This is a genomic window from Azohydromonas caseinilytica, from assembly GCF_012927045.1.
GTDB classification, from domain to species: Bacteria; Pseudomonadota; Gammaproteobacteria; order Burkholderiales; family Burkholderiaceae_C; genus Azohydromonas; species Azohydromonas caseinilytica.
Genome location: NZ_JABBFW010000007.1, coordinates 17,828 through 40,877, shown reverse-complemented (window position 1 = coordinate 40,877; position 23,050 = coordinate 17,828). Strand labels below are relative to the sequence as shown.

The 23,050-nt window shown below is 72.3% G+C and carries 26 protein-coding genes; 17 read left to right on the top strand and 9 right to left on the bottom strand.

Annotated elements, in window-relative coordinates; genetic code table 11:
- Positions 1 to 96: 96 nt before the first annotated feature.
- The 3 genes from HHL10_RS11890 to HHL10_RS11880 all read left to right on the top strand — a co-directional run bounded on the left by HHL10_RS11890 (position 97) and on the right by HHL10_RS11880 (position 4,377).
- Entirely contained in the window at positions 97 to 729 is a 633-nt protein-coding gene (locus HHL10_RS11890) for an FMN-dependent NADH-azoreductase (RefSeq protein ID WP_169160581.1), read from the top strand.
- A gap of 208 nt (positions 730 to 937) precedes the next feature.
- Positions 938 to 3,244, top strand: a complete 2,307-nt coding sequence (locus HHL10_RS11885; protein ID WP_169160580.1) for a PAS domain S-box protein — start codon at positions 938 to 940, stop codon at positions 3,242 to 3,244.
- Positions 3,245 to 3,357: 113 nt separating this feature from the next.
- Positions 3,358 to 4,377, top strand: coding sequence for a DnaJ domain-containing protein (locus HHL10_RS11880; RefSeq protein WP_169160579.1), 1,020 nt, complete (start codon positions 3,358 to 3,360; stop codon positions 4,375 to 4,377).
- A 135-nt stretch (positions 4,378 to 4,512) separates the two neighbouring features.
- On the opposite strand, the gene HHL10_RS11875 is transcribed toward HHL10_RS11880, so the two are convergent.
- Together HHL10_RS11875 and HHL10_RS11870 are read right to left on the bottom strand one after the other, a co-directional pair.
- Positions 4,513 to 4,734 carry a YMGG-like glycine zipper-containing protein gene (locus HHL10_RS11875; RefSeq protein WP_169160578.1) on the bottom strand — a complete coding sequence of 74 codons (222 nt, stop codon included), beginning with the start codon at positions 4,732 to 4,734 and terminating at the stop codon, positions 4,513 to 4,515.
- Positions 4,735 to 4,868: 134 nt separating this feature from the next.
- Positions 4,869 to 5,147 (bottom strand): hypothetical protein, encoded by a 279-nt coding sequence (locus tag HHL10_RS11870; RefSeq protein ID WP_169160577.1) that lies wholly within the window; start codon positions 5,145 to 5,147, stop codon positions 4,869 to 4,871.
- A 100-nt stretch (positions 5,148 to 5,247) separates the two neighbouring features.
- Between HHL10_RS11870 and HHL10_RS11865 the strand changes: the two genes are divergently transcribed.
- Positions 5,248 to 5,886 (top strand): DUF938 domain-containing protein, encoded by a 639-nt coding sequence (locus HHL10_RS11865; protein ID WP_169160576.1) that lies wholly within the window; start codon positions 5,248 to 5,250, stop codon positions 5,884 to 5,886.
- Between the two features lie 63 nt (positions 5,887 to 5,949).
- Here the strand turns inward: HHL10_RS11865 and HHL10_RS11860 are convergent, their stop codons facing one another.
- Positions 5,950 to 6,585, bottom strand: coding sequence for a UPF0149 family protein (locus HHL10_RS11860; RefSeq protein WP_169160575.1), 636 nt, complete (start codon positions 6,583 to 6,585; stop codon positions 5,950 to 5,952).
- A gap of 95 nt (positions 6,586 to 6,680) precedes the next feature.
- Between HHL10_RS11860 and HHL10_RS11855 the strand changes: the two genes are divergently transcribed.
- The 6 genes from HHL10_RS11855 (at position 6,681) to HHL10_RS11830 (ending at position 12,159) form a co-directional block, all read left to right on the top strand.
- Entirely contained in the window at positions 6,681 to 7,232 is a 552-nt protein-coding gene (locus tag HHL10_RS11855; protein WP_169160574.1) for a peroxiredoxin, read from the top strand.
- An 87-nt stretch (positions 7,233 to 7,319) separates the two neighbouring features.
- On the top strand, positions 7,320 to 7,658 hold the full coding sequence (locus HHL10_RS11850) for a hypothetical protein (RefSeq protein ID WP_169160573.1): 339 nt from the start codon (positions 7,320 to 7,322) through the stop codon (positions 7,656 to 7,658).
- A gap of 80 nt (positions 7,659 to 7,738) precedes the next feature.
- Positions 7,739 to 9,133 carry a putative porin gene (locus HHL10_RS11845; RefSeq protein ID WP_169160572.1) on the top strand — a complete coding sequence of 465 codons (1,395 nt, stop codon included), beginning with the start codon at positions 7,739 to 7,741 and terminating at the stop codon, positions 9,131 to 9,133.
- Positions 9,134 to 9,149: 16 nt separating this feature from the next.
- Entirely contained in the window at positions 9,150 to 10,085 is a 936-nt protein-coding gene (locus HHL10_RS11840) for a metal ABC transporter substrate-binding protein (RefSeq protein ID WP_235971373.1), read from the top strand.
- The gene (locus HHL10_RS11835; protein ID WP_169160571.1) at positions 10,082 to 10,882 is read left to right on the top strand and encodes a metal ABC transporter permease; all 801 of its coding nucleotides are present in this window, start codon (positions 10,082 to 10,084) and stop codon (positions 10,880 to 10,882) included. The genes HHL10_RS11840 and HHL10_RS11835 overlap by 4 nt, the downstream gene beginning before the upstream one ends.
- Positions 10,882 to 12,159: an NRAMP family divalent metal transporter gene (locus HHL10_RS11830; protein ID WP_169160570.1), complete on the top strand. Its 1,278-nt coding sequence runs from the start codon at positions 10,882 to 10,884 to the stop codon at positions 12,157 to 12,159. Before HHL10_RS11835 ends, HHL10_RS11830 begins: the two co-directional genes overlap by 1 nt.
- Positions 12,160 to 12,218: 59 nt before the next feature.
- Here HHL10_RS11830 and HHL10_RS31170 read toward each other — a convergent pair whose 3' ends face one another.
- On the bottom strand, positions 12,219 to 12,425 hold the full coding sequence (locus HHL10_RS31170) for a hypothetical protein (RefSeq protein ID WP_169160569.1): 207 nt from the start codon (positions 12,423 to 12,425) through the stop codon (positions 12,219 to 12,221).
- A gap of 5 nt (positions 12,426 to 12,430) precedes the next feature.
- The gene (locus HHL10_RS11820) at positions 12,431 to 12,616 is read right to left on the bottom strand and encodes a CsbD family protein (RefSeq protein WP_169160568.1); all 186 of its coding nucleotides are present in this window, start codon (positions 12,614 to 12,616) and stop codon (positions 12,431 to 12,433) included.
- Positions 12,617 to 12,940: 324 nt separating this feature from the next.
- Here HHL10_RS11820 and HHL10_RS11815 point away from each other — a divergent pair, with 324 nt between their 5' ends.
- From HHL10_RS11815 to HHL10_RS11785, 7 genes are all read left to right on the top strand, one after another.
- Positions 12,941 to 13,207: a hypothetical protein gene (locus tag HHL10_RS11815; protein WP_169160567.1), complete on the top strand. Its 267-nt coding sequence runs from the start codon at positions 12,941 to 12,943 to the stop codon at positions 13,205 to 13,207.
- 28 nt (positions 13,208 to 13,235) lie between these two features.
- Positions 13,236 to 13,637, top strand: a complete 402-nt coding sequence (locus tag HHL10_RS11810) for a hypothetical protein (RefSeq protein ID WP_169160566.1) — start codon at positions 13,236 to 13,238, stop codon at positions 13,635 to 13,637.
- Between the two features lie 61 nt (positions 13,638 to 13,698).
- Positions 13,699 to 14,127, top strand: coding sequence for a carboxymuconolactone decarboxylase family protein (locus tag HHL10_RS11805; protein WP_169160811.1), 429 nt, complete (start codon positions 13,699 to 13,701; stop codon positions 14,125 to 14,127).
- 299 nt (positions 14,128 to 14,426) lie between these two features.
- Complete coding sequence (locus HHL10_RS11800) at positions 14,427 to 15,173, top strand: hypothetical protein (protein WP_169160565.1); 747 nt, start codon at positions 14,427 to 14,429, stop codon at positions 15,171 to 15,173.
- Between the two features lie 855 nt (positions 15,174 to 16,028).
- The gene (locus HHL10_RS11795; RefSeq protein ID WP_169160564.1) at positions 16,029 to 16,895 is read left to right on the top strand and encodes a hypothetical protein; all 867 of its coding nucleotides are present in this window, start codon (positions 16,029 to 16,031) and stop codon (positions 16,893 to 16,895) included.
- An 83-nt stretch (positions 16,896 to 16,978) separates the two neighbouring features.
- Positions 16,979 to 17,176, top strand: a complete 198-nt coding sequence (locus tag HHL10_RS11790) for a YqaE/Pmp3 family membrane protein (RefSeq protein ID WP_169160563.1) — start codon at positions 16,979 to 16,981, stop codon at positions 17,174 to 17,176.
- A gap of 161 nt (positions 17,177 to 17,337) precedes the next feature.
- Complete coding sequence (locus HHL10_RS11785) at positions 17,338 to 17,769, top strand: hypothetical protein (protein WP_169160562.1); 432 nt, start codon at positions 17,338 to 17,340, stop codon at positions 17,767 to 17,769.
- A gap of 27 nt (positions 17,770 to 17,796) precedes the next feature.
- Here the strand turns inward: HHL10_RS11785 and HHL10_RS11780 are convergent, their stop codons facing one another.
- From HHL10_RS11780 to HHL10_RS11765, 4 genes are read right to left on the bottom strand one after another with little or no spacing between them, the layout of a single operon-like run.
- Entirely contained in the window at positions 17,797 to 19,728 is a 1,932-nt protein-coding gene (locus HHL10_RS11780) for a hybrid sensor histidine kinase/response regulator (protein ID WP_169160561.1), read from the bottom strand.
- A 16-nt stretch (positions 19,729 to 19,744) separates the two neighbouring features.
- On the bottom strand, positions 19,745 to 20,203 hold the full coding sequence (locus HHL10_RS11775) for a response regulator (protein ID WP_169160560.1): 459 nt from the start codon (positions 20,201 to 20,203) through the stop codon (positions 19,745 to 19,747).
- Positions 20,203 to 22,419: an ATP-binding protein gene (locus HHL10_RS11770; protein ID WP_169160559.1), complete on the bottom strand. Its 2,217-nt coding sequence runs from the start codon at positions 22,417 to 22,419 to the stop codon at positions 20,203 to 20,205. Before HHL10_RS11770 ends, HHL10_RS11775 begins: the two co-directional genes overlap by 1 nt.
- On the bottom strand, positions 22,400 to 23,008 hold the full coding sequence (locus HHL10_RS11765) for a biliverdin-producing heme oxygenase (RefSeq protein WP_169160558.1): 609 nt from the start codon (positions 23,006 to 23,008) through the stop codon (positions 22,400 to 22,402). The genes HHL10_RS11770 and HHL10_RS11765 overlap by 20 nt, the downstream gene beginning before the upstream one ends.
- Positions 23,009 to 23,050: the final 42 nt, after the last annotated feature.

Sequence of the window (23,050 nt, the reverse complement as noted above, 5' to 3'; positions counted from 1 at the left end):
GCGTTGCGCCGCTCCCACAGAGGAGCGGGCGGTCGGAACCTATTCTTTACACCGTGCAGCGCGATGCTGCTTCAACGAATTTAAACGGAGTACGCCATGAAGGTTCTGCATCTGGATTCCAGCCCGCTCGGTACCGCGTCGGTGACGCGCGAGGTCACGGCCACGCTGGCCGCCGCCTACCGCGCCGCGGGCGCGACGGTGAGCTACCGCGACTTGGCCGCGCAGCCTCTGGCGCACCTGGGCGGCGAACTGCTGCAGGCGCTGCGCCCGGCCCCGGGCGCGCCCGCCCCTGAGGGCGAGGCCGTGGCGCGCGAGCTGGCGTTGACGGAGGAGCTGCTGGCCGAGTTCCTGGGCGCCGACGTGGTGGTGGTGGGCGCACCCATGTACAACTTCTCGGTGCCCACGCAACTCAAGGCCTGGATCGACCGCATCGCCCAGGCCGGGCGCACCTTCCGCTACACCGCGCAGGGCCCGCAGGGCCTGGCCGGCGGGCGCAAGGTCGTGATCGTGTCCTCGCGCGGCGGCCGCTATGCCGGCACCCCCGCCGAGGCGGCGCTCGATCACCAGGAGGCCTACCTGCGCACCGTGTTCGGCTTCCTGGGCATCACCGACGTCGAGGTGATCCGCACCGAGGGTGTCGGCCTGGGTGCCGAGGCACGCGCGGCGGCGCTGGCGCAGGCGAAGCAGGACGTGCAGGCCGTAGCGGCGGTCGAGGCAGAGGCGGCCTGAGCGACGCGCGCGTGGCCAGCCCGCCGGGTTGGCTGAAGCCTTGGAAGGCCCCGCTCAGCGGGGCTTTTTCACGCATGGCGTCCCCGGATTCCCGCGCCGGGGCATGCCGCTTGCCGCTCATTCCCTTCGCAGGACGGAGCGGGCCGCCTTTTGGCGTCGGTCCGGCGTGGCGCCGGACCTCGCCGGCGCGCCGTCCCGGGGGACCGCCATGATCGACGACAGTTCCGTGGACAGCCCGCACGGCGACATGCAGTCGCTGCTGGCCGCCATCGTCGCCTCGTCCGACGATGCCATCCTCAGCACCACGCTCGATGGCGTCATCACTTCCTGGAACGGCGGCGCCGAACGCATGTACGGCCACACCGCGGCGCAGGCGCTGGGGCGGCCGCTGGCGCTGATCGTGCCGGACGACCGCGCCGAGGAGGCGCTGCAGCTGCTGCAGCGCGTGGCCCGCGGCGAGCGCGTGGCGCATCACGAGACGGTGCGGCTCACGCGCGACGGGCGGCGCCTCGACGTGCTGCTCGGGGTGTCGCCGGTGCGCGACGCCCGGGGCCGCATCGTGGGTGCCTCCAAGGTGGCGCGCGACATCAGCGCCGAGAAGGCCGCGCAGGCGCAGCGCCGCCAGGCCGAGGAGCGGCTGCGGCTCATCACCGACAACGTGCCCGCGCTCATCTCCTACGTGGACCGCGACTTGCGCTACCGCTTCGTCAACCGGGGCTACGAGCGCTGGTTCGGGCGCGAGCGCGAGCAGCTCATCGGGTGCTCCGTGGCCGAGGTGCTGGGCGAGGCGGCCTGGCGCTCGCTGGGGCCCCGGATCGCGCGCGTGCTGGCCGGCGAGAGCGTGCATTTCGAAGGCGAGCTCGATCTCAAGGGCGCGGGGCGGCGCTGCGTGGAGGTCAGCTACGTGCCGCACCGCGGGCCCGACGGCCGTGTCGAGGGCATGGCGGTGATGGCGCAGGACGTGTCGGCGCGCCGCCAGGCCGAGCAGGCGCTGCGCGAGAGCCGCGAGGTGCTGGGCCTGGCCATGCGCGCCGGGCGCATGGGGGCGTGGTCCCGGCACCTGGACAGCGGCGAGGTGTGGTGGAGCCAGGAGCTGGAGGAGCTGTTCGGGCTGGACGTCGGCAGCTTCAACGGCAACGAGCAGGCGTTCCTGGACCTGGTGCATCCCGACGACCGCCAGACCGTGCGGCAGGCCGTGCGCCAGGGCATCGAGTCGGTGAGCGACTACGTGGTGGAGTTCCGCTTCCGCCACGCCTCGGGGCGCTGGGGCTGGATGGAGGGGCGCGGGCGCGCCGTGGACGACGGCAACGGGCGCGCGGCCATGCTCTACGGCCTGGGCATCGACATCACCGAGCGCAAGCGCGCGGAGCAGGAGCTGCAGCGCCTCAATGCCGAGCTGCAGCACGAGGCGCGGCGCAAGGACGAGTTCCTGGCCACGCTGGCGCACGAGCTGCGCAACCCGCTGGCGCCCATGCGCCACGCGCTGGAGATCCAGCGCCTGCGCCTGCCCGCCGGCGACGCGCAGCTGCAGTGGACGCACGAGCTGCTGCAGCGGCAGCTGCGCCAGCTCACGCGGCTGGTGGACGACCTGCTGGAGATCTCGCGCATCACCCAGGGCCGGCTGGAGCTGCGGCGTGAGCCGCTGGCGCTGGCCGAGGTGGTGCAGGCGGCGGTGGAAGCCGCGCGGCCGCTGCTGCAGGCGCGGCGCCATGCCTTCGCCCAATTCCTGCCCGGCGAGCCGCTGCGCCTGGTGGGCGACCCGGCGCGGCTGACGCAGGCGCTGCTCAACCTGCTCAACAACGCCGCGCAGTACACGCCCGAGGGCGGGCGCATCGAGCTGCGGGTGCGCCGCGAGGGAGACGAGGCCGTGATCAGCGTGCGCGACAACGGCATCGGCCTGGCCCCCGAGCACCTGTCCCAGGTCTTCGACATGTTCTCCCAGGTGCAGCCGGCGCTGCAGCGCACGCATGGCGGCCTGGGCGTGGGGCTGGCGCTGGTGCGCGCCCTGGCCGGGCTGCATGGCGGCAGCGTGCGCGCCCGCAGCGACGGGCCGGGCCACGGCAGCGAGTTCGAGCTGCGGCTGCCGCTGCCGGCGCAGCCGCCCGAAGCCAAGGCGGAGCCCGTGTCCCCGCCCGCGAGCGTGGCGCCGGCGCGGCGCGTGATGGTGGTGGACGACAACGCCGACGCCGCCGAGAGCCTGGCGCTGCTGCTGGAGCTGCAGGGGCACGAGGTGCGCACCGCGCACGACGGCCCCGGCGCGGTGGCGCTGGCGTGCGAGTACCGGCCGGAGCTGGCGATCGTGGACATCGGCCTGCCGGGCTTCAGCGGCTACGAGGTGGCGCGGCGCATCCGCGCCCAGGACGGCGGCTCGGCGCTGCTGCTGGTGGCGCTCACCGGCTGGGGCCAGGCGCAGGACCGGCAGGCGGCACTGGACGCCGGCTTCGACCGCCACCTCACCAAGCCGGTGGCGCCGGAGCAGCTCGATGAGCTGTTCACGTTGAAGAAGGGCGCCTGAGCCGCCGCCTGTCGGGCACGGCCCCGGTCGTGGGGCGGCCTTGAGCTCCAGGCCCCTGGGCTACCATGCCTGCCGCCGCCGCGGAGCCGTACCGCGCGGCCCACGAGGGGGACATGGGGACCGACGACGCTTATGCCGAGCTGGGGTTGGCCGCGGGCGCGACCGACCACGAGATCAAGGCCGCCTGGCGCCGCCTGGTGTCGCAGTGGCACCCGGACCGCAATGCCAGCCCGCAGGCGGTGTTGCGCATGCAGCGCATCAACCTGGCCTTCGAAGTGCTGCGCCAGGGCGTGGAGGCCGAGGCCCGCCACAGCCCGCCGCCGGCCCCGCCGAGCCGGCCGCGCAAGAACGCCGCGCCGGAACCGCCGCCCGCGCCGGCGCGCCCGCCCTGGCGCATCCAGCGCAAGCTCAAGCTGACGCTGGAGCAGGGCGCCGCCGGCGGGCGCACGGTGCTGCGCGGCCTGCACACCGAGCGCTGCGTCGCCTGCGAGGGCCTGGGCTACCGGCACAGCCCGCGTCCCTGCGAAACCTGCCATGGCGCCGGGCGCGTGGCGCGGCGCGGCTGGTTCGGCTGGGTGGCCGGCTTCGACAGCTGCGGCACCTGCCACGGCGACGGCCTGGCGCGGCTGGAATGCGAGGCCTGCAAGGGCCAGGGCCACCTGGGGCGCTGCCGCTACGAGATCGCCGTGGACCTGCCCACGGGCCTGCGCGACGGCGAGGTGCTGGACCTCTTGGCCGGCGGCGCGCATGGCGACCGCCTCAAGCTGCACGTCGCGCTGCGCGAGCACCCGCTGTTCAGGCTGGAGCCCGACGGCACGCTGCACTGCGAGATGCCGGTGGACGGCTTCCTGTGGATGGCCAACCGCTGGATCGACGTGCCCACCCTCGACGGCACGCAGCAGCTGCGCCTGGACCGCCGCCACCTGCGCTACCGGCTGCGCGGCCTGGGCTACCCGAAGGAGCGCGGCGGCGAGCGCGCGCACTACATCGTGGACGTGAAACCGGTCTTCCCAGCGCAGTTCACACGCGAGCAGGAGCAGCTGATCGAACGCCTGGCCGCCTCGCAGCAGCACCCGCCGGGCTCGCCGCTGCACGAGTGGCAGAGGCGGGTGGGGGCCTGGCGGGGGAGGTAGGTGTGAGAACAGGTGACGCCGGATGACCCGCTGAGATGGAAGCGTCCCCTCTCCCGCTTCGCGGGCGAGGGGAGCGAGACGGCGTCAGCCTGGCGGGAAAGCCGAGTGGCCGAAGCGGGTGGACGGTCGAACTGCTCAGCAGCCGCGCCCGCGCCCCAGCACGCCGCCGGCGACGGCGCCGCCGACGGTGCCTAGGGTGCTCTGGTCGGTCAGCACCGAGCCGGCCACGCCGCCCACGGCGGCGCCGACAGCGGTGTTGCGGTCGCAGCGGTCCATGCTGGCGCAGCCGCTGGCCAGCAGCGCCGCGAGCAGGGTGGCCGCGGTGAGAGCGCCGCGGCGTTGAGGAGTCTTGCGCATCGTCATCTCCGTTTGTAGGGGCCTGCATCGGCCGTGCATGCAGCGTGCCCGCGGCCCCCGAGCGTGGCCATCGGACGGCGCCGCCGGCCCATGTCGGACGACGCCCACACCGCCCGCGCAGGTGACGCGCCCGCTCAGCGCCGCCGCAGCCGCGCCAGCAGCCCGTCGCGGCCGCTGAGGCCGCGCGCCATGAGCAGCAGGCCGCCGGCGCAGGCGAGCGTGCGCAGCACCGGGCTGGCGGAGCGGCGCCCGCGCAACAGCAGCGCCGTGCCCGTTCCGAAGGCAACGAAGTGCTCGCCCGGCACGCTGGGGCGCCGGTCGTCGAACGCCTTCAGTTGCCGGATCAACCCGGCGACGCGCTGCAGGCTGAGAGCCGAGGCGGAGGGGCGGCTGGACGGATACATGGGGCGCATGGCGGTTTCTCCTGTGGTGCTGATGAGGCAAGCGCGGCGCGGCAACGCCGATGCCCATGCCGTTGCCGGGGCGCCGGCGCGGCGCGCCTAGCATGGCGCCATGAACGAGGACCTTCGCCTGCACAGCCCCGCCGCCGAGCGCAACCGTGAACCCATCCTGCAGGTGCTGCGGCGCGTGCTGCCCGACAGCGGCGGCCTGCTGCTGGAGATCGCCAGCGGCACCGGCCAGCACGCGGCCTACCTCGGTGAAGCGCTGCCGCGCTGGCGCTGGCAGCCCAGCGACGCCGAGGCGCGCTCGCTGCCTTCCATCGCCGCCTGGTGCGAGGGCCTGCCCAACGTGCTGCCGCCGCTGCGGCTGGACGTGACGGCGCCGCGCTGGGACGGCGTGCCGGCCGAGGCGGACGCGCTGTTCTGCGCCAACCTGCTGCACATCGCGCCCTGGGCCTGCTGCGCCGGGCTGATGCAAGGCGCCGCACGGCACCTGCGCCCCGGCGCACCGCTGCTGCTGTACGGGCCCTTCATCCGGGAGGGCGTGCCCACGGCACCCAGCAACCTCGCCTTCGACGCCGACCTGCGCGCGCGCGACCCGGCCTGGGGCCTGCGCCGCCTGGAAGACGTGGCCGACACGGCCCGCGCCGCCGGCCTTGGCTGGTGCGAGACCGTGGCGATGCCGGCCAACAACCTGCTGGTGGTGTTCGAGCGCGCCCGCAGCGCGCCGGGATCGTCAACCCCTGGTTGATGAAGAACTCACCCGGCGTCACTGGGTGGGCAAGTTGTCAACTCACAGGAAACAGCAGTTGCTTCACTGGCTGGCCTGCTGGGCTTGCGCCTGCTTGCGCTCCCACAGCACCAGCACCGCTTCCACCGCGGCGCGGCTGAGCTCGTCGCGGGCCTGCGGGTCCTGCAGCTGCGCGCGCTCGGCCTCGCCCAGCCCGGAGTCGTCGCCGCCCAGCAGCACGATGGGCGCGAGCACGTCGCCCAGCTCGGGGTCATCGAACAGCGCGTCCCAGCCCTCGCGGTCCAGCTCCGTGCCCTGCAGGAAGCCGATGCACCAGTCCTCGGCATCGATCAGCTCCTGGTCCTTGGTCTCGGCCACGCTGACCACCGGCTCCCAGTCGTCGGGCGCCTCGCGCAGCCGCGTGGCGATGTTGTGCAGGTGGCGCAGCACCAGCACGGCCGTGTCCTTGCGCTTGCGGTTGCTCGGGAACGGCTTTCCGTCCTCGCCGTCGCCGCCCCACACCCCGGGCAGCCACTGCGTCGTCGGCAGCGAGGCCAGCGGCGTGGGCGCCAGCAGCAGCGCGGTGAGGTAGCCGTCCAGCGCCTCCACGTTCATGGCTGCTTCCCCGGGCAGGGACAGCAGGGTGGCATCGAGCTTGGACAGCTCCTCGTCGCTCAAGGGGCGGTCGGGCAGGGCGGGGTCGTACTGCGGATAGTCCACGGCGGGCTTTCTCTGAAAGTGTGAAAGGGAGAGGCGCCGGATTGTGGCGCCGCGCCGGCGCTACAGTGCCCGCTTCCCGGCCGTGGAGTGATGACATGACTGCTGTTCGCTGGCGCGCGGGCCTGGCCGCGCTGGGCCTTTGCGCCGTCCAGGCCGCCCAGGCGGCCCTGCCCGTGGGGGCCGACGCGCCGGACTTCACGGCCGAGGCGGCGCTGGGCGGCAAGGCCTTCACCTTCCAGATGGCCGAGGCGCTGCGCAAGGGCCCGGTGGTGCTGTACTTCTACCCGCGCGCCTTCACCAGCGGCTGCACCGTGGAGGCGCATGCCTTCGCCGAGGCCACGCCGCGGTTCCAGGCGCTGGGCGCCACCGTGATCGGCATGTCCAACGACGACATCGACACGCTCAGGAAATTCTCGGTCGAGGCCTGCCGCGACCGCTTCGCCGTGGCGGCCGACGCGGGCGCGCGCGTCATGAAGGCCTACGACGCCGCGCTGTGGGTCAAGCGCGACATGGCCGACCGCGTCTCCTACGCCATCAGCCCGCAGGGCAAGGTGCTGGCCGTGTACTCCAGCCTCAATCCCGACGGCCATGTCGGCGCGATGCTCAAGGCGGTGGAGGACTGGAAGAAGGCCCAACCCAAGCCCTGAATCGACGTGGTGGATGCACGAGCATCCATCGTCGTGAGCCCGGGTCGAACCGCCCCGCCGCGCCGAGCGCCTAAGATCGCGCCTCCCATGCGAACCCGACGCCTCCTTCACCTGCCGCAGCGTGCCCTGGCGTGGCTGCTGCTGGTGCTGCTGCTGCCGCTGGCGCAGGCCGTGGCGGCGGCGCATGCGGTGTCGCACCTGGCCGGGGGCGAGGACCTGCAGGACAAGCAGGCGCTGCACGCCGCGCACTGCGCGCTGTGCAGCACGGCCGCCACCGTCAGCGCCGGCGCGCCGCCGGCCGTGCCGGCGGACCTGCCGCTGCTGGACCTGGGCCACGAGACTCCTTTGCCCGTCGCGGCCGGCGTCCACCGGGCCGCGCCCACGCCGGCCTACCGCAGCCGCGCCCCGCCCGCCTTCACGCACTGACTGCCGTTTTGCCGTGCCCGGTGGCGCCTTCTTCGCGCCGCCGGGCGCGTTTCGACGTTCCCGCGTGAAGGACCTGCGACTTGAACTCCCTCCTGCCGGCGGCCCTGGTGGCCGCCCTGGCCGCGCCCGCGGCCGCCCAGACCGCCCCGGCCACCCCGGCTGTCAACGCCGCTGATCTCCAGGCGCTGCGTGACGAGATCCAGACCCTGCGCAACGCCTACGAGGCACGGCTGCAGGCGCTGGAGCAGCGGCTGCAGGCGGCCGAGAGCGCCGCGCGCGCGCCGGCTGCCGTGGCCGCGACGCCTTCTGCCGCCCCGGCCACCGCGCCTGACACCGTCCAGACCGCCTCCAGTGCCGCCCCGGCCGCGGCGGCCAACGCCTTCAATCCCGCCATCTCGCTGATCCTGGCCGGCCAGTACACCCGCACCTCGCGCGACCCCGAGGGCTACCGCATCGCCGGTTTCGGACTGCCGCCCGACGCCGAGGCCGGCCCCGGCCCGCGCGGCCTGAACCTGGGCGAGAGCGAGCTGCGCTTCTCGGCCAGCATCGATCCCTGGCTGCGCGGCGCGGCCGCGCTGGCGCTGCATCCCGACAACGAGTTCTCGGTCGAGGAGGCCTTCGTCGAAACCACCGCGCTGGGCCGCGGCTTCACCTTGCGCGCCGGGCGCTTCTTCTCCAACGTCGGCTACCTCAACCCGCAGCACGCCCACACCTGGGACTTCGTGGACAACCCGCTCCCCTACCAGGCGCTGCTGGGCACGCAACTCGGCGACGACGGGCTGCAGCTGCGCTGGATCGCGCCCACCGACCAGCTGCTGGAGCTCAGCGCCGAGGTCGGCCGCGGCGCCGGCTTCCCCGGCGGCGACAGCGCCGGCAACGGCGCGGGCCTGCGCACCTTCAGCGTGCACACCGGCGGCGACATCGGCGACAGCCACAGCTGGCGCGCGGGGGTGTCCGTGCTCCAGGCCCGTGCCAGCGGGCAGGAGCTCATCGGCTTGGCCGCGGACGACACCAGCACCTTCTTCACCGGCCGCACGCGGGTGTGGATCGCCGACGCGGTGTGGAAGTGGGCGCCCGAGGGCAACGCCACGCGCACCCATTTCAAGCTCCAGGGCGAGGTCCTGCAGGCGCGGCGCAGCGGCACGCTGGCGCTGGAGGACGGCAGCGGCGGCGACTACCGCGCCACGCAGTCGGGCTGGTACGTGCAGGGCGTCTACCAGTTCATGCCGCGCTGGCGCGTGGGCCTGCGCACCGAGCGCCTGGACGCCGGCACGCCGCACGACCCGGCCGGCCTGGTGGCCGGCAGCGGCTTCAAGCCGCGCAAGCACGCGCTGATGCTGGAGTTCAATCCCAGCGAGTTCTCGCGCGTGCGGCTGCAGCTGGCGCAGGACCGCGCCCGCGAAGGCGCCGCCGACCGGCAGTTCTTCATCCAGTACCAGATGAGCCTGGGCGCGCATGGCGCCCACGCCTATTGAGCCCAGGGAGCCTTCCATGAAGACCATGAAGAAACGCCATGTCCTGTTCTCGCTGGCAGCGCTGCCGCTGGCCCTGCTGGCGGGCCAGGCGCAAGCCCAGGCGCACGTGAAGGTGCTGGCCTGCGAGCCCGAGTGGGGCGCGCTGGCCCTGGAGCTCGGCGGCCCGCTGGTGGACGTTGCGGTCGCGACCAGCGCGCGCCAGGACCCGCACCAGATCCAGGCCAAGCCCAGCCTCATCGCCCGCGCCCGCAACGCCCACCTGCTGGCCTGCACCGGCGCCGAGCTGGAGGCGGGCTGGCTGCCGCTGCTGCTGCAGCAGTCGGGCAACGCCGCCATCCAGCCCGGCAAGCCGGGCTACTTCGAGGCCGCTGCCGTGGTGCGCAAGCTGGAAGTGCCCACGCAGCTGGACCGCGCCCAGGGTGACGTGCATGCCGCGGGCAACCCGCACATCCAGACCGACCCGCGCAACATCGCGCTGGTGGCCACCGCGCTGTCGGCGCGGCTGCAGCAGATCGACGCCGCCCATGCCACCGACTACGCGCAGCGCGAGCGCGCCTTCAGCCAGCGCTGGCAGCAGGCGCTGGCGCGCTGGAACGCGCAGGCCGCCCCGCTCAAGGGCCTGCCGGTGGTGTCGCAGCACAAGGGCTTTCCGTACCTCTACGACTGGCTGGGCCTGAAGGAGGTGGCGGTGCTGGAACCCAAGCCCGGCGTCGAGCCCTCGGTGGCGCAGCTGCAGGCGGTGCAGGGCGCGCTCAAGGCCACGCCGGCGAAGATGATCCTCCACGCCGCCTACCAGGACCCGCGCCCCTCCGACTGGCTCAGCGGCCAGGCCGGCATCCCCTCGGTGAAGCTGCCCTTCACCGTCGGCGGCAGCGACGCGGCCTACGACCTGTTCAGCCTCTTCGACGACACCCTGGCGCGGCTGCTGGCCGCCGCGGGTGCCAAGCGGTGAACTGGGAGGCGCTGGACGCCGGCATCCTCGGGCCGGCGCTGCTGGCCGGGCTGCTGGTGCTGCTCACCCACGTGCCGCTGGGGGTGCAGGTGCTGGAGCGCGGCATCGTCTTCATCGACTTGGCCATTGCCCAGATCGCCGGCCTGGGCGTGATCGCGGCCGACGCGCTGGGGCTGCCCGAGGGCGGTTGGGCGGTGCAGGCTGCCGCCGTCAGCGCGGCGCTGCTGGGCGCGCTGCTGCTGACCTGGACCGAGCGGCGCGCGCCGCGCCAGCAGGAGGCGCTCATCGGCGTGCTGTTCGTGCTGGCGGCCTGCGCCGGGCTGCTGCTGCTGGCCGGCAATCCGCATGGCGGCGAGCACCTCAAGGAGCTGCTGGTCGGGCAGATCCTGTGGGTGCAGCCGCCGCAGCTGCTGGCGCTGGCCGGCGTGACGGCGCTGCTGCTGCTGGCCATGGCGGCGGGGCTGCCGCGCCGGCTGGGGCGGCTGGGCTTCTACGCCGCCTTCGCGCTGGCGGTGACGGCCTCGGTGCAGCTCGTGGGCGTGTACCTGGTGTTTTCCAGCCTGATCGTCCCGGCGCTGGCCACCACCGCGCTGCGCGGGCGCGCGCGCTGGCTGGCCGGCTACGCGGTGGGCGCCGCCGGCTACGGGCTGGGGCTGGCGCTGTCGGCGCTGCTGGACTGGCCCACCGGCGCGGTGACGGTGTGGACGCTGGCGCTGTGCGCGCTGGCGGCTTCCGCGCTGCTGCGGCGCGCGCGGGTGGGCGCCGCCGCGGGCGCGGGCCCGGCCGGGCTGCGCTGATGCTGGAGCGCCTGCGCGGCTTCGTGCGGCGGCTGGGGCCGGGCCTGATCACCGGCGCGGCCGACGACGATCCCAGCGGCATCGCCACGTACTCCCAGGCCGGCGCGCAGTTCCGCTTCGCGCTGGCCTGGACGCTGCTGCTGACCACGCCGCTGATGATCGGCATCCAGCTGCTGTCGGCGCGCATCGGCTGGGTCACGGGGGAAGGCCTGGCCGCCAACATCGCGCGCGTGTGCCCGCGCTGGCTCACCGCCACGCTGGTGGCGCTGCTGGTGGGGGCCAACACGCTCAACATCGCCGCCGACATCGCCGCCATGGGCGAGGCGGTGCGGCTGCTCGCCGGCGGCCACCCCGCGCCCTACGCGCTGGGCTTCGGCGCGCTGTGCGTGGCCACGCAGCTGTGGTTCCCCTACGAGCGCACGGTGCGCGTGCTCAAGTGGCTGACGCTGGTGCTGTTCGCCTACGTCGCCGTGCTGCTGGCGGTGCGCGTGCCCTGGGCCGAGGTGGCGGCGCAGGGCCTGCTGCCCTGGACGGCCTGGGGCCCGGACCTGTCCGCGCGCGGCTACGCCGCCATGGTGGTGGCGATGCTGGGCACCACCATCAGCCCCTACCTGTTCTTCTGGCAGGCGGCGCAGGAGGTGGAGGGCAAGCGCCGGCCGCCGCTGGGCGACCAGCACAACGCGCACCCGGCGCGCGACCGCGTCTTCCTGCGCCGCATCCGCATGGACACGATCGCGGGCATGTGCTTTTCCAACGCCGTGGCGCTGTGCATCGTGGTGGCCGCGGGCGTGACGCTGCACGGGCAGGGCGCCCAGGTGGACAGCGCCGCGCAGGCGGCGCAGGCGCTGCGGCCCGTGGCCGGGGACTTCGCCTTCTGGCTGTTCGCGCTGGGCATCGTCGGCACCGGGCTGCTGGCGGTGCCGGTGCTGGCCGGGTCGGCGGCCTACGCGGTGAGCGAGGTGTTCGGCTGGAAGGCCGGCCTGTCGCGCGGCTTCCAGGAGGCGCGCGGCTTCTACCTGATCATCGTCGCGGCCACGGTGCTGGGCACGGCGGGCAGCCTGCTGGCGGTGGACCCGATCTCGGCGCTGGTGTGGAGCGCTATCGCCAACGGCGTGATCGCCGTGCCGATCATGGTGGCGATGATGGCCATCGGCCAGTCGCGCCGCCTCATGGGCGCGCACACCATGAGCCCGCGCCTGCGCGCGCTGGGCTGGTCGGCCACCGCCGTGATGGCGGCGGCGGTGGGCTTCATGGCCTGGTCGGGCCTGGACGCGTAGCGTCGGCCACCCTCAAGCGCGGCCAGCTCCGAGGGCCGGCGTCGGGTGTCGCCGCGGGTTTACATCGGCATCGGCGGCGGGGGCGCCGGCGTGGGCGGGTCGGTGGACGGCGGCGGGCTGACCGGGTCGCCGATGGGCGAGGGGCCCGGCGGCAGCGGCGCCGGGGCCGGCGAAGGCGGCATCACCGGCTCCGGCGGCTCGATGTGCGCCCACAGCGGCGGCCGGGCCGGCCGCCGCGGCGCCTGGGGCGTGGCGAGAGGCGTCATGCGGCTCAGAGCTTGTCGATGGTCTTCTTGACGCTTTCCTTGGCGTCGCCCATGCCCTTGCGCACGGTGCCGCCAACTTGGTCGGCACGGCCTTCCTGCTGCATCTGGCGGTTGCCGGTGAGGTCGCCCGCGGCTTCCTTGACGCGGCCCTTGGCGTCGTCGATGCGTCCCTTCACTTGATCCTTGTTCATGGCGTGCTCCTTGTGGCATCGGCCCCGGCACATGCCGGCGCAGCCACTGTGGGGCAACCGGGGCGCCCGCCCTGTAGGCCTGCGCCGCATCGCCCTGTAGGCGCCGACCGCAGCATTTGCCGGGTGTGCCGGCTTTCGCCGTGCGCCGGGACGCGCCGGCACCGCTGCCACGGGCATCCGTTGGCGCCAGCCGCTGCGGCGGCACGCGGGTGCGGTGACGCACTGCAGCCCGGTCCAGACGCCGGGCCTGCAACAGGGCCCCGGGACGGGGGGCGTGGTTGTGCGCTGCACAAATTTCGGAACGCCGCTTGCAAGGCAGCGCGCATGAATGCCCCTGCTGCCCCGCCCATGACGCCGTGGCACAAGCGTGTGCTGGACTGGCTTGGCGTCGAGCTGTCCGAGGAATCGCCCGTCCTGGTTCCAGTCCCGGCGCCGGCCGCGCCCGGCGCCGGGGAGCGCTTTCCCTGGGAGCTGGCGCCGCCCCCGCCGCGTGTGCCGCAGTGGGGCGCGGCGGACCGGCCCGAGCTGCTGCTGGGCTTGCAGGACATGTCGCCGCAAGAGGCGCCGCGGGCCGGCTCCTCACGGTGCTGAGCGCCGGCCCGCCCTCATGATCCGGCGCATGGACCTGATCACCGGCAATGCCTACGACACCGACACCCGCGGCACCGGGTGGTTCCTCGGCTTCAGCGACTGGACCCGCCACGGCCCGGGCGAGTTGCTGCACGTGCCGCGGCAGCAGGCGCTGTCGGGCCTGTGCGCCAAGTGGTTTGACCACCCGGCCGGCCACGACAGCGGCGACGCCAAGCCCGTGAGCGAAGGGCGTACGGTGTCGATCCTGGTGAGCGAAGGCTCGGCATTTCGCATCGAGTTTTCCGGGCGGGCGGATTTTCCCGAGGACACCACCGAGGTGGTGCTGCTGCGGCGGCCGGGGGATTTCGCGGCCTGGGGTGCGGGGCTCTATCACCGCTGGCATTGCCTGGAGCGCTCCACCGTCATGAGCCTGCGCTGGAATCCGGCCTGAATCCCGCCGCCGGGCCTCCAGCCCCCGGGATTTAGAATGCCGGTTTTTGTCCGGCATTTTCATGGATTCAGACCGATTCGAGCGCGGGCAGGCCACGCTGTCCAGCATCCACGGCCATATCGGCGAGGGCGTGATGCGGGCCCTGGGGGATATTGCCCCGGAATTTGCCCGCTTCATCATTGAATTTCCGTACGGCGACATCTACGCGCGCGGCATTCTCTCGCCGCGCGAGCGCCAGATTGCCACCATCGCCTCGCTGGTCACGCTGGGGCATTCGCCCAAGGAATTGCGCGCCCATATCCAGGGCGGGCTCAATGTCGGCTGCTCCAGGCAGGACATCATCGAAGTGATCATGCAGATGGCCGTCTATGCCGGTTTCCCGGCGGCAGTCAACGCGCTGCTGGTGGCCAAGGAAGTGTTTCAGGAAATCGACGCCACGCGCTTGCCTGAGCAGGAAAGTGTGGCCCCTCCATCGCGGCCTGAAGCCTGAGACCCTTGAATTCGCCTGGGACGAAAACAAGCCTTATTGAACGGTAATGTGTTGTCGAAAGGTAAATTTCGATAGTGCTTGAGGCCGTTCGCGGATGAATTGGTCTACCCATGTAACTGTCACTCATGGGTTGTTTCATTCTCCGTGCCAGCGTGGGGGGTAACCCGTGTGCCGGCATGCGCGGGGCTCATTTAAAAGGGTTGCGGCGGTGGATTGCCACGCATGGCCCGGGCAGCCCTGCCATGAATTTGTTTGTTTTCCGGTGGCACGGGAGGCAAGGAATGGGTTGGATAAAGAACGTGGGCGGCACGCTGATTTACACGGGAAAATTGGGCCAGGCTCCGGGTTTCAGCACGTGGGCGTCCGGACAAGGGCAGGCAGTCGTCAAAAGCCTGGCCGAGCGGCAGCGCTTTTGCATGCTGGGGCGCCATCGCAAGGCGCGCAGCATCCTGTGGAGCGAACTGGACGCGGCCGCCACCAGCGGCACGTTGGGCGCGGCCCTTCAGGACGAAGCGGCACGCTATCCGCGCCTGCCCGGCGAATTGGCCCAAATCGTGGAGCCCGACAAATTCGTGGCCGACTGGCGCCCTTTCGTCATTCCCCGCTTCCTGGTCAATGCGGTGGCCTTGCGGGGCATGTCCGAGCGCCTGGCGTCCTCGCATGTGCTGACACGGCTGCAGGGCGGCGAGGCGCTGCGCGATTATTTTCTGCGGCAATTCGTGGACCAGATGGACGCCGCCTTCTCGAAAATCCCGTTCAGCATCAAGGCACCCGCGGCCACGGCGCATGAATGGGTGGTGATCGATTTCGACCTGCATTTCGACTGGCAGCACACCGCATGGAGCGGGCATTACTACCTGGTGCAGACCAAGGCGGTGGAAATCAGCAGGGAGCGGGCCGCTTCGCTGGCGCAGTCCTTGTCGGAACTGAAAGCCATGCTCGGGCGGCTTCGCGCCGATGAGGTTCGGGTCGTGGCCCAGGCCTGGCAGGCCTGGTTCGACGGCCGCGATCCGCGCCTGTTCGAGGTGGCTGCCCGGATGGGCTGACGCCGCCGGCCAGGAGCGCGGCCGGCATTCCAGCCAGCTCCCGCCGGTTGCCCGGGCATCCGGCATGCGGCGCACCGCGCGTCGGCGGCGGAGCCCGGCAAGCCCGTGGCGGCATGCGCGGTACGGTGCCTGCATAGGCGGCTGTGCCCGGCTCCGTGCTGCCGGGCCTGGAGTGACGCATGTCCCATTCCCCGGGGCTGGCCACGCGGCGTCCGCGCGGGTGGCCAGCGGCTCTGCGAAAACCGGCTCCCCGGCGCCTCCCGGGTTCCGACGCCCGGGCCCGGGAGCTTTGTCATGGTCCCGCGGGTCATGCCCCAGGACATTGGCCCCAGGAGAATAAACCCAGGCTGAAAACTTCAATATGGGCGTGGCTGCGCGCTAATATTCTTCTCACGCCTTCCGCGGCGTGGAGTTCAATATCAAGGGAGTTGCTGCATGAGCGTTGCACTGCTTTGGCTTTGGATGGCCATGGACACCCTGAAACCGGGCGCGGCGGATTTCGCATTGGCTTGGGCCACCAAACATCATCTGATTTACTGGTATTGATTGCTCAGGGGGGGCTCGCGCGCCGCCAGGAGAAATCCTCACGCTCACCGGAGGTGGCCTCCGCGTGAACGTGCGCTGCATAGCGGGCGGTGCGCCTTTTCTTGCCTCTCATGGTCACGGCCTGAAGTGACCAATTTCCTGGCGCGATCGACGCCGCGACCCGTGCGCCGGACAATCGGGGCAGCCTGCCGCCACAGGACCCACCCGAAGCACAGCCGGCTGGCGCGCCTGACCTGCGCCGGCGGTCCGCTGTTCCTCCCACGGTGTGCCCCAGTCCGGAGCAGCGGTGGGCCGAAAGGAACGGGCCCCATGCCAGACCTGATCCGGCTGAGCGACGACGCCGCCAAGATCTTCGTCTTCGATCCGGTGTTCCCCCTGGGCGCGGCCATGGAGCAGGCCAAGCGCAACAAGCTCAATGCCTTTGGCCGGCTGGCCCGGCTCAACCCCTTCAACCGGCCCAAGGACGAAACCGTCCTGCCGACCAAGCACGAGTTGCGCTACGAGCCTTTCTGGTACGTGGTCGCCGGGCGCGATGTCGATTTCTCCAAGGAAATCACTTACGCCGTGGACGTGGGCAACCCCCACGCGCACAAGGTGCTGCTCGATGGCCGCGAATATCCGGTGAATGCGCAGGGCAAGCGCCGCGTCATCGATTTGCCGGCCATCGAATTCTGCCGCCGCAAGATCGATTACGTGGCCTGCGTGGACGGCCTGGGCCGGGAATTGAAGAAGGGCATACTCGAAAACTACGTCGGCCGCCCCGAAGCCCGGGAGCAGGCGGTGCTGAATCTGCCCGGCGCGGTACTGCCGCAATTGCGCGCTCCCACGGTGCGGCAAAAGGTGGACCAGATTCTTTCCAGCGAAGTCATCAATGCCCATGAGGTGCAGCGCGACGAGCGCACGCTGGAAAAATTCCACCTTTACTACCGCCCGGTATTCGCCTTCGAATTTGCCTGGACCACCGAGGACAAGCTGGGCGTGATCGAGGTGGACGGCATCAGCGGCGAGGTGGCCGAGAACGGCCAGTGGTTCAAGGAAAAGATCGACGCCATCATGACCCGCGAGATGCTGTTCGAGGCCGGCGCCGAGATCGCCGGCGCCTTCGTGCCCGGCGGCGGGCTGGCGGTGAAGGTCATCGAGATCATCACCGCGCCGCCGGACCAGAAGCCTCTGTGAGATCACGGGCCCTGGAGCACCCGCGGCGGCGGTATGGCGCTTGCTGACTGCTGGCGGCTGCCTTCACGCTCCGGAGCCCGTCCATGCGCCTGCTGCTCGCCATTTTTCTGCCCTTCGTGGTGTTCTTCACCATCGGCCGGCCGATTTCCGGCGTGATTTGCCTGATCCTGCAGGTCACTCTCATCGGCTGGCTGCCGGCGGCGATCTGGGCCGTGTATGCGCTGAGCCAGTACAAGACCGACAAGAAAATCGCGCAGGCGATGCGCCGGCCCGGCGTCTGAATCCCCGCGCTGCCTCGACATCACCCTGGAACCCTTCGCCGACGCCGGCGCGCGAGGCGCAACGACGGCGCCCGCCTGGGCCGGCGCGGTATCGTGAGCCCCACAAGGCCGGCAGCGTGCCGCCTTCGATCCTTCAATTCCTGGCAGGGAGACACAGGCCTATGGCCACCAGCTACGCACGAAAAGACACCGCGGCGCACGACGAGGCGCTCCAGGAGGCGCACCAGGCCGCCATCGCGGCCATGCCGCTGCAGCTGCTGAACTACGGCGCCCGCATCACGCCCGACCAGGCGGCGGCGCTGCGCGAGGAGGCGCGCCGGCAACTGGGGCGCATGACCTCCCAGCCCTGGCGCGAGGACGAGGGCCACCTGGTGATGGGCAATGCGCTGCGCGAGGCCGCGCGCATCCTCGGCCTCAACCCGGGCGGGCTGGAACTGCGCCGCGGCCGGCCGGGACAGGCGCCCGTCCTGGCCGTCGATCAGCGCACCAAGCTGCGCACCATCCAGCTCAACGACGCACGCTGGGAAAAGCTCAAGGCCCTGGGCCCCGAGTGGCTGGAGCGGATGCTGGACGCTGCGCCCGATCCGCAGTGACTCACCGCCCGGCGCGACCCGGGCGGCTCAATGCGCCCGCTGTGCCAGCACCCGCTGCAGCAGCGAGTGCACCACGGCCGGGTCGGCCGGCTTGACCACGTGGCCTGAGAAGCCGGCGCGCTGCGAGCGCTCCACGTCGGCCGGCGCACCGTAGCCGCTGAGCGCGATCACCGGGCAGGCACCGCACAGCGCGCGGCCCACGTCGATGCCGCTGCCGTCGGGCAGGCCCAGGTCGGTCAGCACCACGTCGAAGCGGCTGCCCTGCGCCGCCTGCAGCGCATCGGCGCGCGTGCCCACGTGCGTGACGCGGTAGCCCAGGCCTTCGAGCGAGAGCCGCATCGCCTCGGCCGCGTCCTCGTTGTCCTCGACCAGCAGCAGCCGCGTGCCGTCGTCCCCGGCCTGCGCCGGCAGGGCCACGCCGTCGGCACTGTGCGCGGGCTGCTGCGACACCGGCACGCGGATCGTCACCGTGGTGCCCAGGCCCAGCCCGTCGCTGGCCGCGCTGATGCTGCCGCCATGCTCGCCGACCAGTCCGCGCGCGATGGCCAGGCCCAGGCCCAGCCCGCCGAAGCGCTTGGGCACATGGCCCTCGGCCTGGCGGAAGGCCGTGAACAGCTGCGGCAGCGCCTCGGCGTCGATACCGATGCCGTCGTCGGTGCAGGTGAAGGTGAAGCTGCCGTCCACGGCAGCCGTGCGCAGCTCGATGTGCCCGCCCTCGGGCGTGAACTTGATGGCGTTGCGCACCACATTCCACAGCACCTGCTGCATGCGCGCCTCGTCGGCCAGCACGGTGCTGCGCAAGGCCTCCAGCGCCAGCGTCACGCGCAGCTGCTTGGCCTGGATGTCGTCGGCCAGCATCTCCGCCACGGCCTGCACCAGCCGGTGCATGTCCACCGGCTGCAGGTGCAGCACCAGCTTGCCCGCGGTGATGGAGGTCAGGTCCAGCAGGTCCTCGATCAGCCGCGCCTCCAGCGCCACGTTGCGCCGGATCATGGGCAGCAGCTTGCGGTAGGGCGCCGGCACCTGCGCCACCTGCTCCAGCATGTAGACCGCGGAGGCGATGGGCGTGAGCGGCGTGCGCAGCTCGTGCGAAAGCATGGCCAGGAAGCGGTCCTTGGCCTGGTTGGCCTGCTCGGCCTCCTCCTTGGCCACGCGCAGCCGCGCCTCGTGGACATGGGCCTCGGTCACGTCGTGCACCAGCTTGCAGAAGCCGCTGTGCGCTCCCGCGTCGTCGTGCAGCGGCATGGTCAGGCCTTCCACGCGCAGCCGGGTGCCGTCGATGCGCATCATCCAGTGCGCGTCCACCGCCTTGCCTTCGGCCAGCGCCCGGCGCAGCCCGGCCTCGAACACCTGCGCGTCGCGGTCCTCGGGCACGTGCAGCAGGTCGGCGCGCAGCCCCAGCACCTGGTCGCGCCCGAAGCCGAACACGTCCTGCGCGCCGCGGTTCCAGCTGCGGATGCGGCCCTCGGTGTCGAGCACGACCACGGCGTAGTCGTGCAGCGCGTCCACCACGCGCGCGAACAGCGCGTCGGCCTCGCGCAGCTGGCGCTCGGCGCGGTCGCGCCCGTCGCGCTCGGCCACCTCGCGCAGCGCGCGCTCCACCACCACCGGCAGGCGCTGCAGGCGCTGCTTGCTGACGTAGTCGGTGGCGCCGCGCTTGAGCATCTCCACCGCGTTGTCCTCGCCGATGACGCCGGAGACGAAGATGAAGGGCACGCCCGGCGCCAGCGCGCGCGCCAGCTCCAGCGCCTGCGCGCCGCTGAAGCCCGGCAGCTCGTAGTCCGAGAGCACCAGCGCCGGCATGGCGCGCAGGCCCTGGACGAAGCCCGCCTCGTTGCTCACCACGGCCAGCCGCGCCTGCGGGTAGTGCGTGCACAGCGCCTCGCGGATCAGCTCGGCGTCGAAGCGGGAGTCTTCCAGCAGCAGCACCTGCAGCGGCCGGTCGCGGAACTCGGTCATCGGACGGGTCTCCTGCTCATTCCGCCCGGCGCGAGGCCTTCACGGAGCCCGGCGGCGGCTCGTTGAGCACCGCCCAGAACATGCCCAGGTCGGCGATGGCGGTGATGAACTGCTTGAACTCCACGGGCTTGACCACGTAGGCGTTGACGCCCAGCGCGTAGCTGCGCACCACGTCGGACTCCTCCTGCGAGGAGGTCAGCATCACCACCGGGATGCTGCGCAGCACCTCCGAGGCGCGCACCGCCTGCAGCACCTCCAGCCCGTTGACCTTGGGCAGCTTCAGGTCCAGCAGGATCACCGCCGGGTTGCCGGCCGGGCGCTCGGCGTAGTCGCCTTCGCGGCTCAGGTAGTCCAGCGCCGCGGCGCCGTCGCGCACGATGACCACTTCGTTGGCCAGCTGGCTGCGCTCCAGCGCCACCAGCGTGAGTTCGAGATCTCGCGCGTCGTCTTCGACGAGGAGAATGGGTTTGAGCATCAAGCCTCCTGGGCTCGGGAAGGTAGGAAAAAGCCGAAGGTCGCGCCGCGGCCCGGCTCGCCCTGCGCCCAGACGTTGCCGCCGTGGCGTTCCACGATGCGGCGCACGTTGGCCAGTCCGATGCCGGTGCCCTCGAACTCCTCGGCCGGGTGCAGGCGCTGGAAGACGCCGAACAGCTTTTCGACGTACTTCATCTGGAACCCGACGCCATTGTCCCGGACCTCCAGCCCGGCGCCGTCGGGGCGGGCCTCGATGGGCCGCACCTCGATCACGGCCGGGTCGCGCCCGCGGCTGTACTTGAGCGCGTTGCTCAGCAGGTTGCGCACCACCACCTGCATCAGCAGCGGGTCGCCCCACAGCGGGGGCAGCGCCGGCGCCATGCGCCACTCCACGCGGCGCTCGCCGAGCTGGTGCGAGAGCTCGCGCACCAGCTCGGCCACCATCAGGCCCGTATCGATCTCGCTGCGCTTGAGCGCGGCGCGGCCCATGCGCGAGAAGTCCAGCAGCGCGTCCACCAGCCTGCCGGCGTAGACGGCGGCCTCCTTGACGTGGCCGAGGTAGCGCTGCGAGCGCTCGCCCAGCTGCCGGCCTTCGCCGTCGAGCACCAGGTCCACGTAGCCGGCGATGTGGCGCATGGGCGCGCGCAGGTCGTGCGAGACGGTGTAGGAGAAGGCCTCCAGTTCCTTGTTGACGCGGCCGAGCTCGGTGGCGAACTCGGCCAGCTCCTCGGCGCGGCGCAGCACGATGCCGATGAGCGCCTGGCGCAGCTCCAGCACCGCTGCCCGCTCGCTGGGCGACCATGGCAGCGAGCGCCCGCGCAGCTGCTCGCGCCAGCTCTCGAAGCTGCGCCGCGGATGCAGCCGCCCGTCGGACGCCGGCATCGCCTTGCGCGGGTTGCCCGCCCACTGCACCGTCTGCACCACCTCGGGCCGGAACCACAAAATCCAGTGCCGGTGCACCTGCGAGATGGAGATGGCCAGCACCCCGGCCGCGGGCAGCGGCGGCATGCCCGCCGCCGCGTCGCCGCAGCCGGGGGTGGCGGCGAGGTCGGGCAGCACCTCGGCCAGCCGGTCGCTGTGGAACAGCTCGCGGCCGTGGTTCGCCATGCGCTTGGTCAGCTCGTGGATGCACTCCGGCGCCGGGCACTCGCCCAGGGTCCAGCACTCGTTGTCCAGCACCACCGCGGCGCCGCTGGCGTGCGCCAGGCGCAGCAGCACCGGGTCCTGCGCGAGCTGGCGCAGCGAGGCGTCGCTCTCGGCCAGGTGCGACACGATCTCCAGCGTGAGCTGGCGCAGTTCCAGCCGCGTGGCAACCTCGGCGTTGTCCTCGCGCGCCTCGATCTGCAGCGACACCAGCCGTCCCAGGTGCTCGCAGGCCACGCGGGTCTCGAAGGGCGCCTGGCGCGGGGCGTGGTCGTGCAGCGAGATCAGGCCCCACAGCCGCCCGCGCACGACGATGGACACCGACATCGAGGCCAGCGTGCCCATGTTGCGCATGTACTCCAGGTGCAGCGGCGAGACGCTGCGCAGCGCGGCCCACGACAGGTCGATGCGGCGGGGATGCCAGGCCGGGTCCACGCAGCGCAGCGGCACGGGCGTGTAGGTCGCGTCGGGGATGAGGCGGATCTGGTTGAGCAGGTACAGCGCGCGCGCCTGCGCCGGGATGTCGGCCGCGGGGAAGCGGTGGGCGAGGTAGCTGTCGTAGCCCGGGTCCAGGGCCTCGGCCAGCACCTCGCCGTGGCCCTCGTCGTCGAAGCGGTAGGCCAGGCAGCGCCCGAAGCCGGTGAGGCGCTTGAGCTCCGCGGTGGCCTGCGCCAGCAGCTCGGTGACGGTGGCGGCCTCCTGCATGCGCGGCAGGAAGCGCCGCGCCAGCGCGTACACCGGCGCCTGCAGGCCCAGCGCGCCGATGGCGGGCTCGAACTCCAGCACCACCAGCTCGGCCAGCCGGTGGCCGGTGAGGTCGTGGCGCCGGCCGTCCTCCAGCGTCACGGTGCCCAGCGGCGCGGGCGCCTCGCCGGGCTGCAGCGCGGCCAGGCGCTCGGGCAACCACGTGCTCCAGGCGGCCAGCGGCGGGGGCTCGGGCCAGTTCTCGCTCAGCGCCACGAGGTGGCCGTCGTCGGCGGCGAGCACCAGCATGCGCCCGTGCGGCTGGATGCCGCCGGGCACGCGGATGGGCTCGTTGGCGCAGTCGGCCAGGTCAGGCGGCAACGCGTCCATCGGCCAGCACCCGCTCGAAAGTCCGGTTCAGCGCCTCGAAGGTCGCCACCGCCGCGGCACAGGCGCTGCGCTGCGCCGCTCCGCCGGCCTCCACCTCCTGGGCCAGGCGGCGGCGGAAGTCGGCCCACAGCGCGCCGGTGCGCGCGCCCCAGCCGTTGAAGTAGGCCGCGCCGTTGTCCGGGCCCAGCGCCCAGCGCTCGCGCAGCGCGCGCGCGATCAGCTGCCCGCCCAGCGCCGAGCCTTCCAGCACGTACATCGAGCCGAAGACCGCAGGCAGATCCGGCAGCGCCGGCGCGCAGGCGGCGTCCGGCGCGTCGGCGCTCGCGGCCAGGCCCAGCGTGCCCAGGTCGCGGCGCAGGTGCGGCCAGCGCGAGCGCTCATCGAACCAGCCCAGCAGCCGTGCCGGCAGCCGCTCGCGCACGCGCGCTTCCCAGCACGGCACGAAGGCGCCGAAGCCCGCGAGCACGCGCACGTAGTGGCCGCGCTCCAGCGTGGCCGGCTCCAGGCGCAGCAGGCGCTCGATCGCCCCATGCTGCGCCGCGGTGGCCGCGCGCAGCGCGCCGAGCACGGTCTGGGCCTCTTCGTTCATCCGTCCGTTCCTCCGATATCTGGACATGGTTGCGTCACGGCC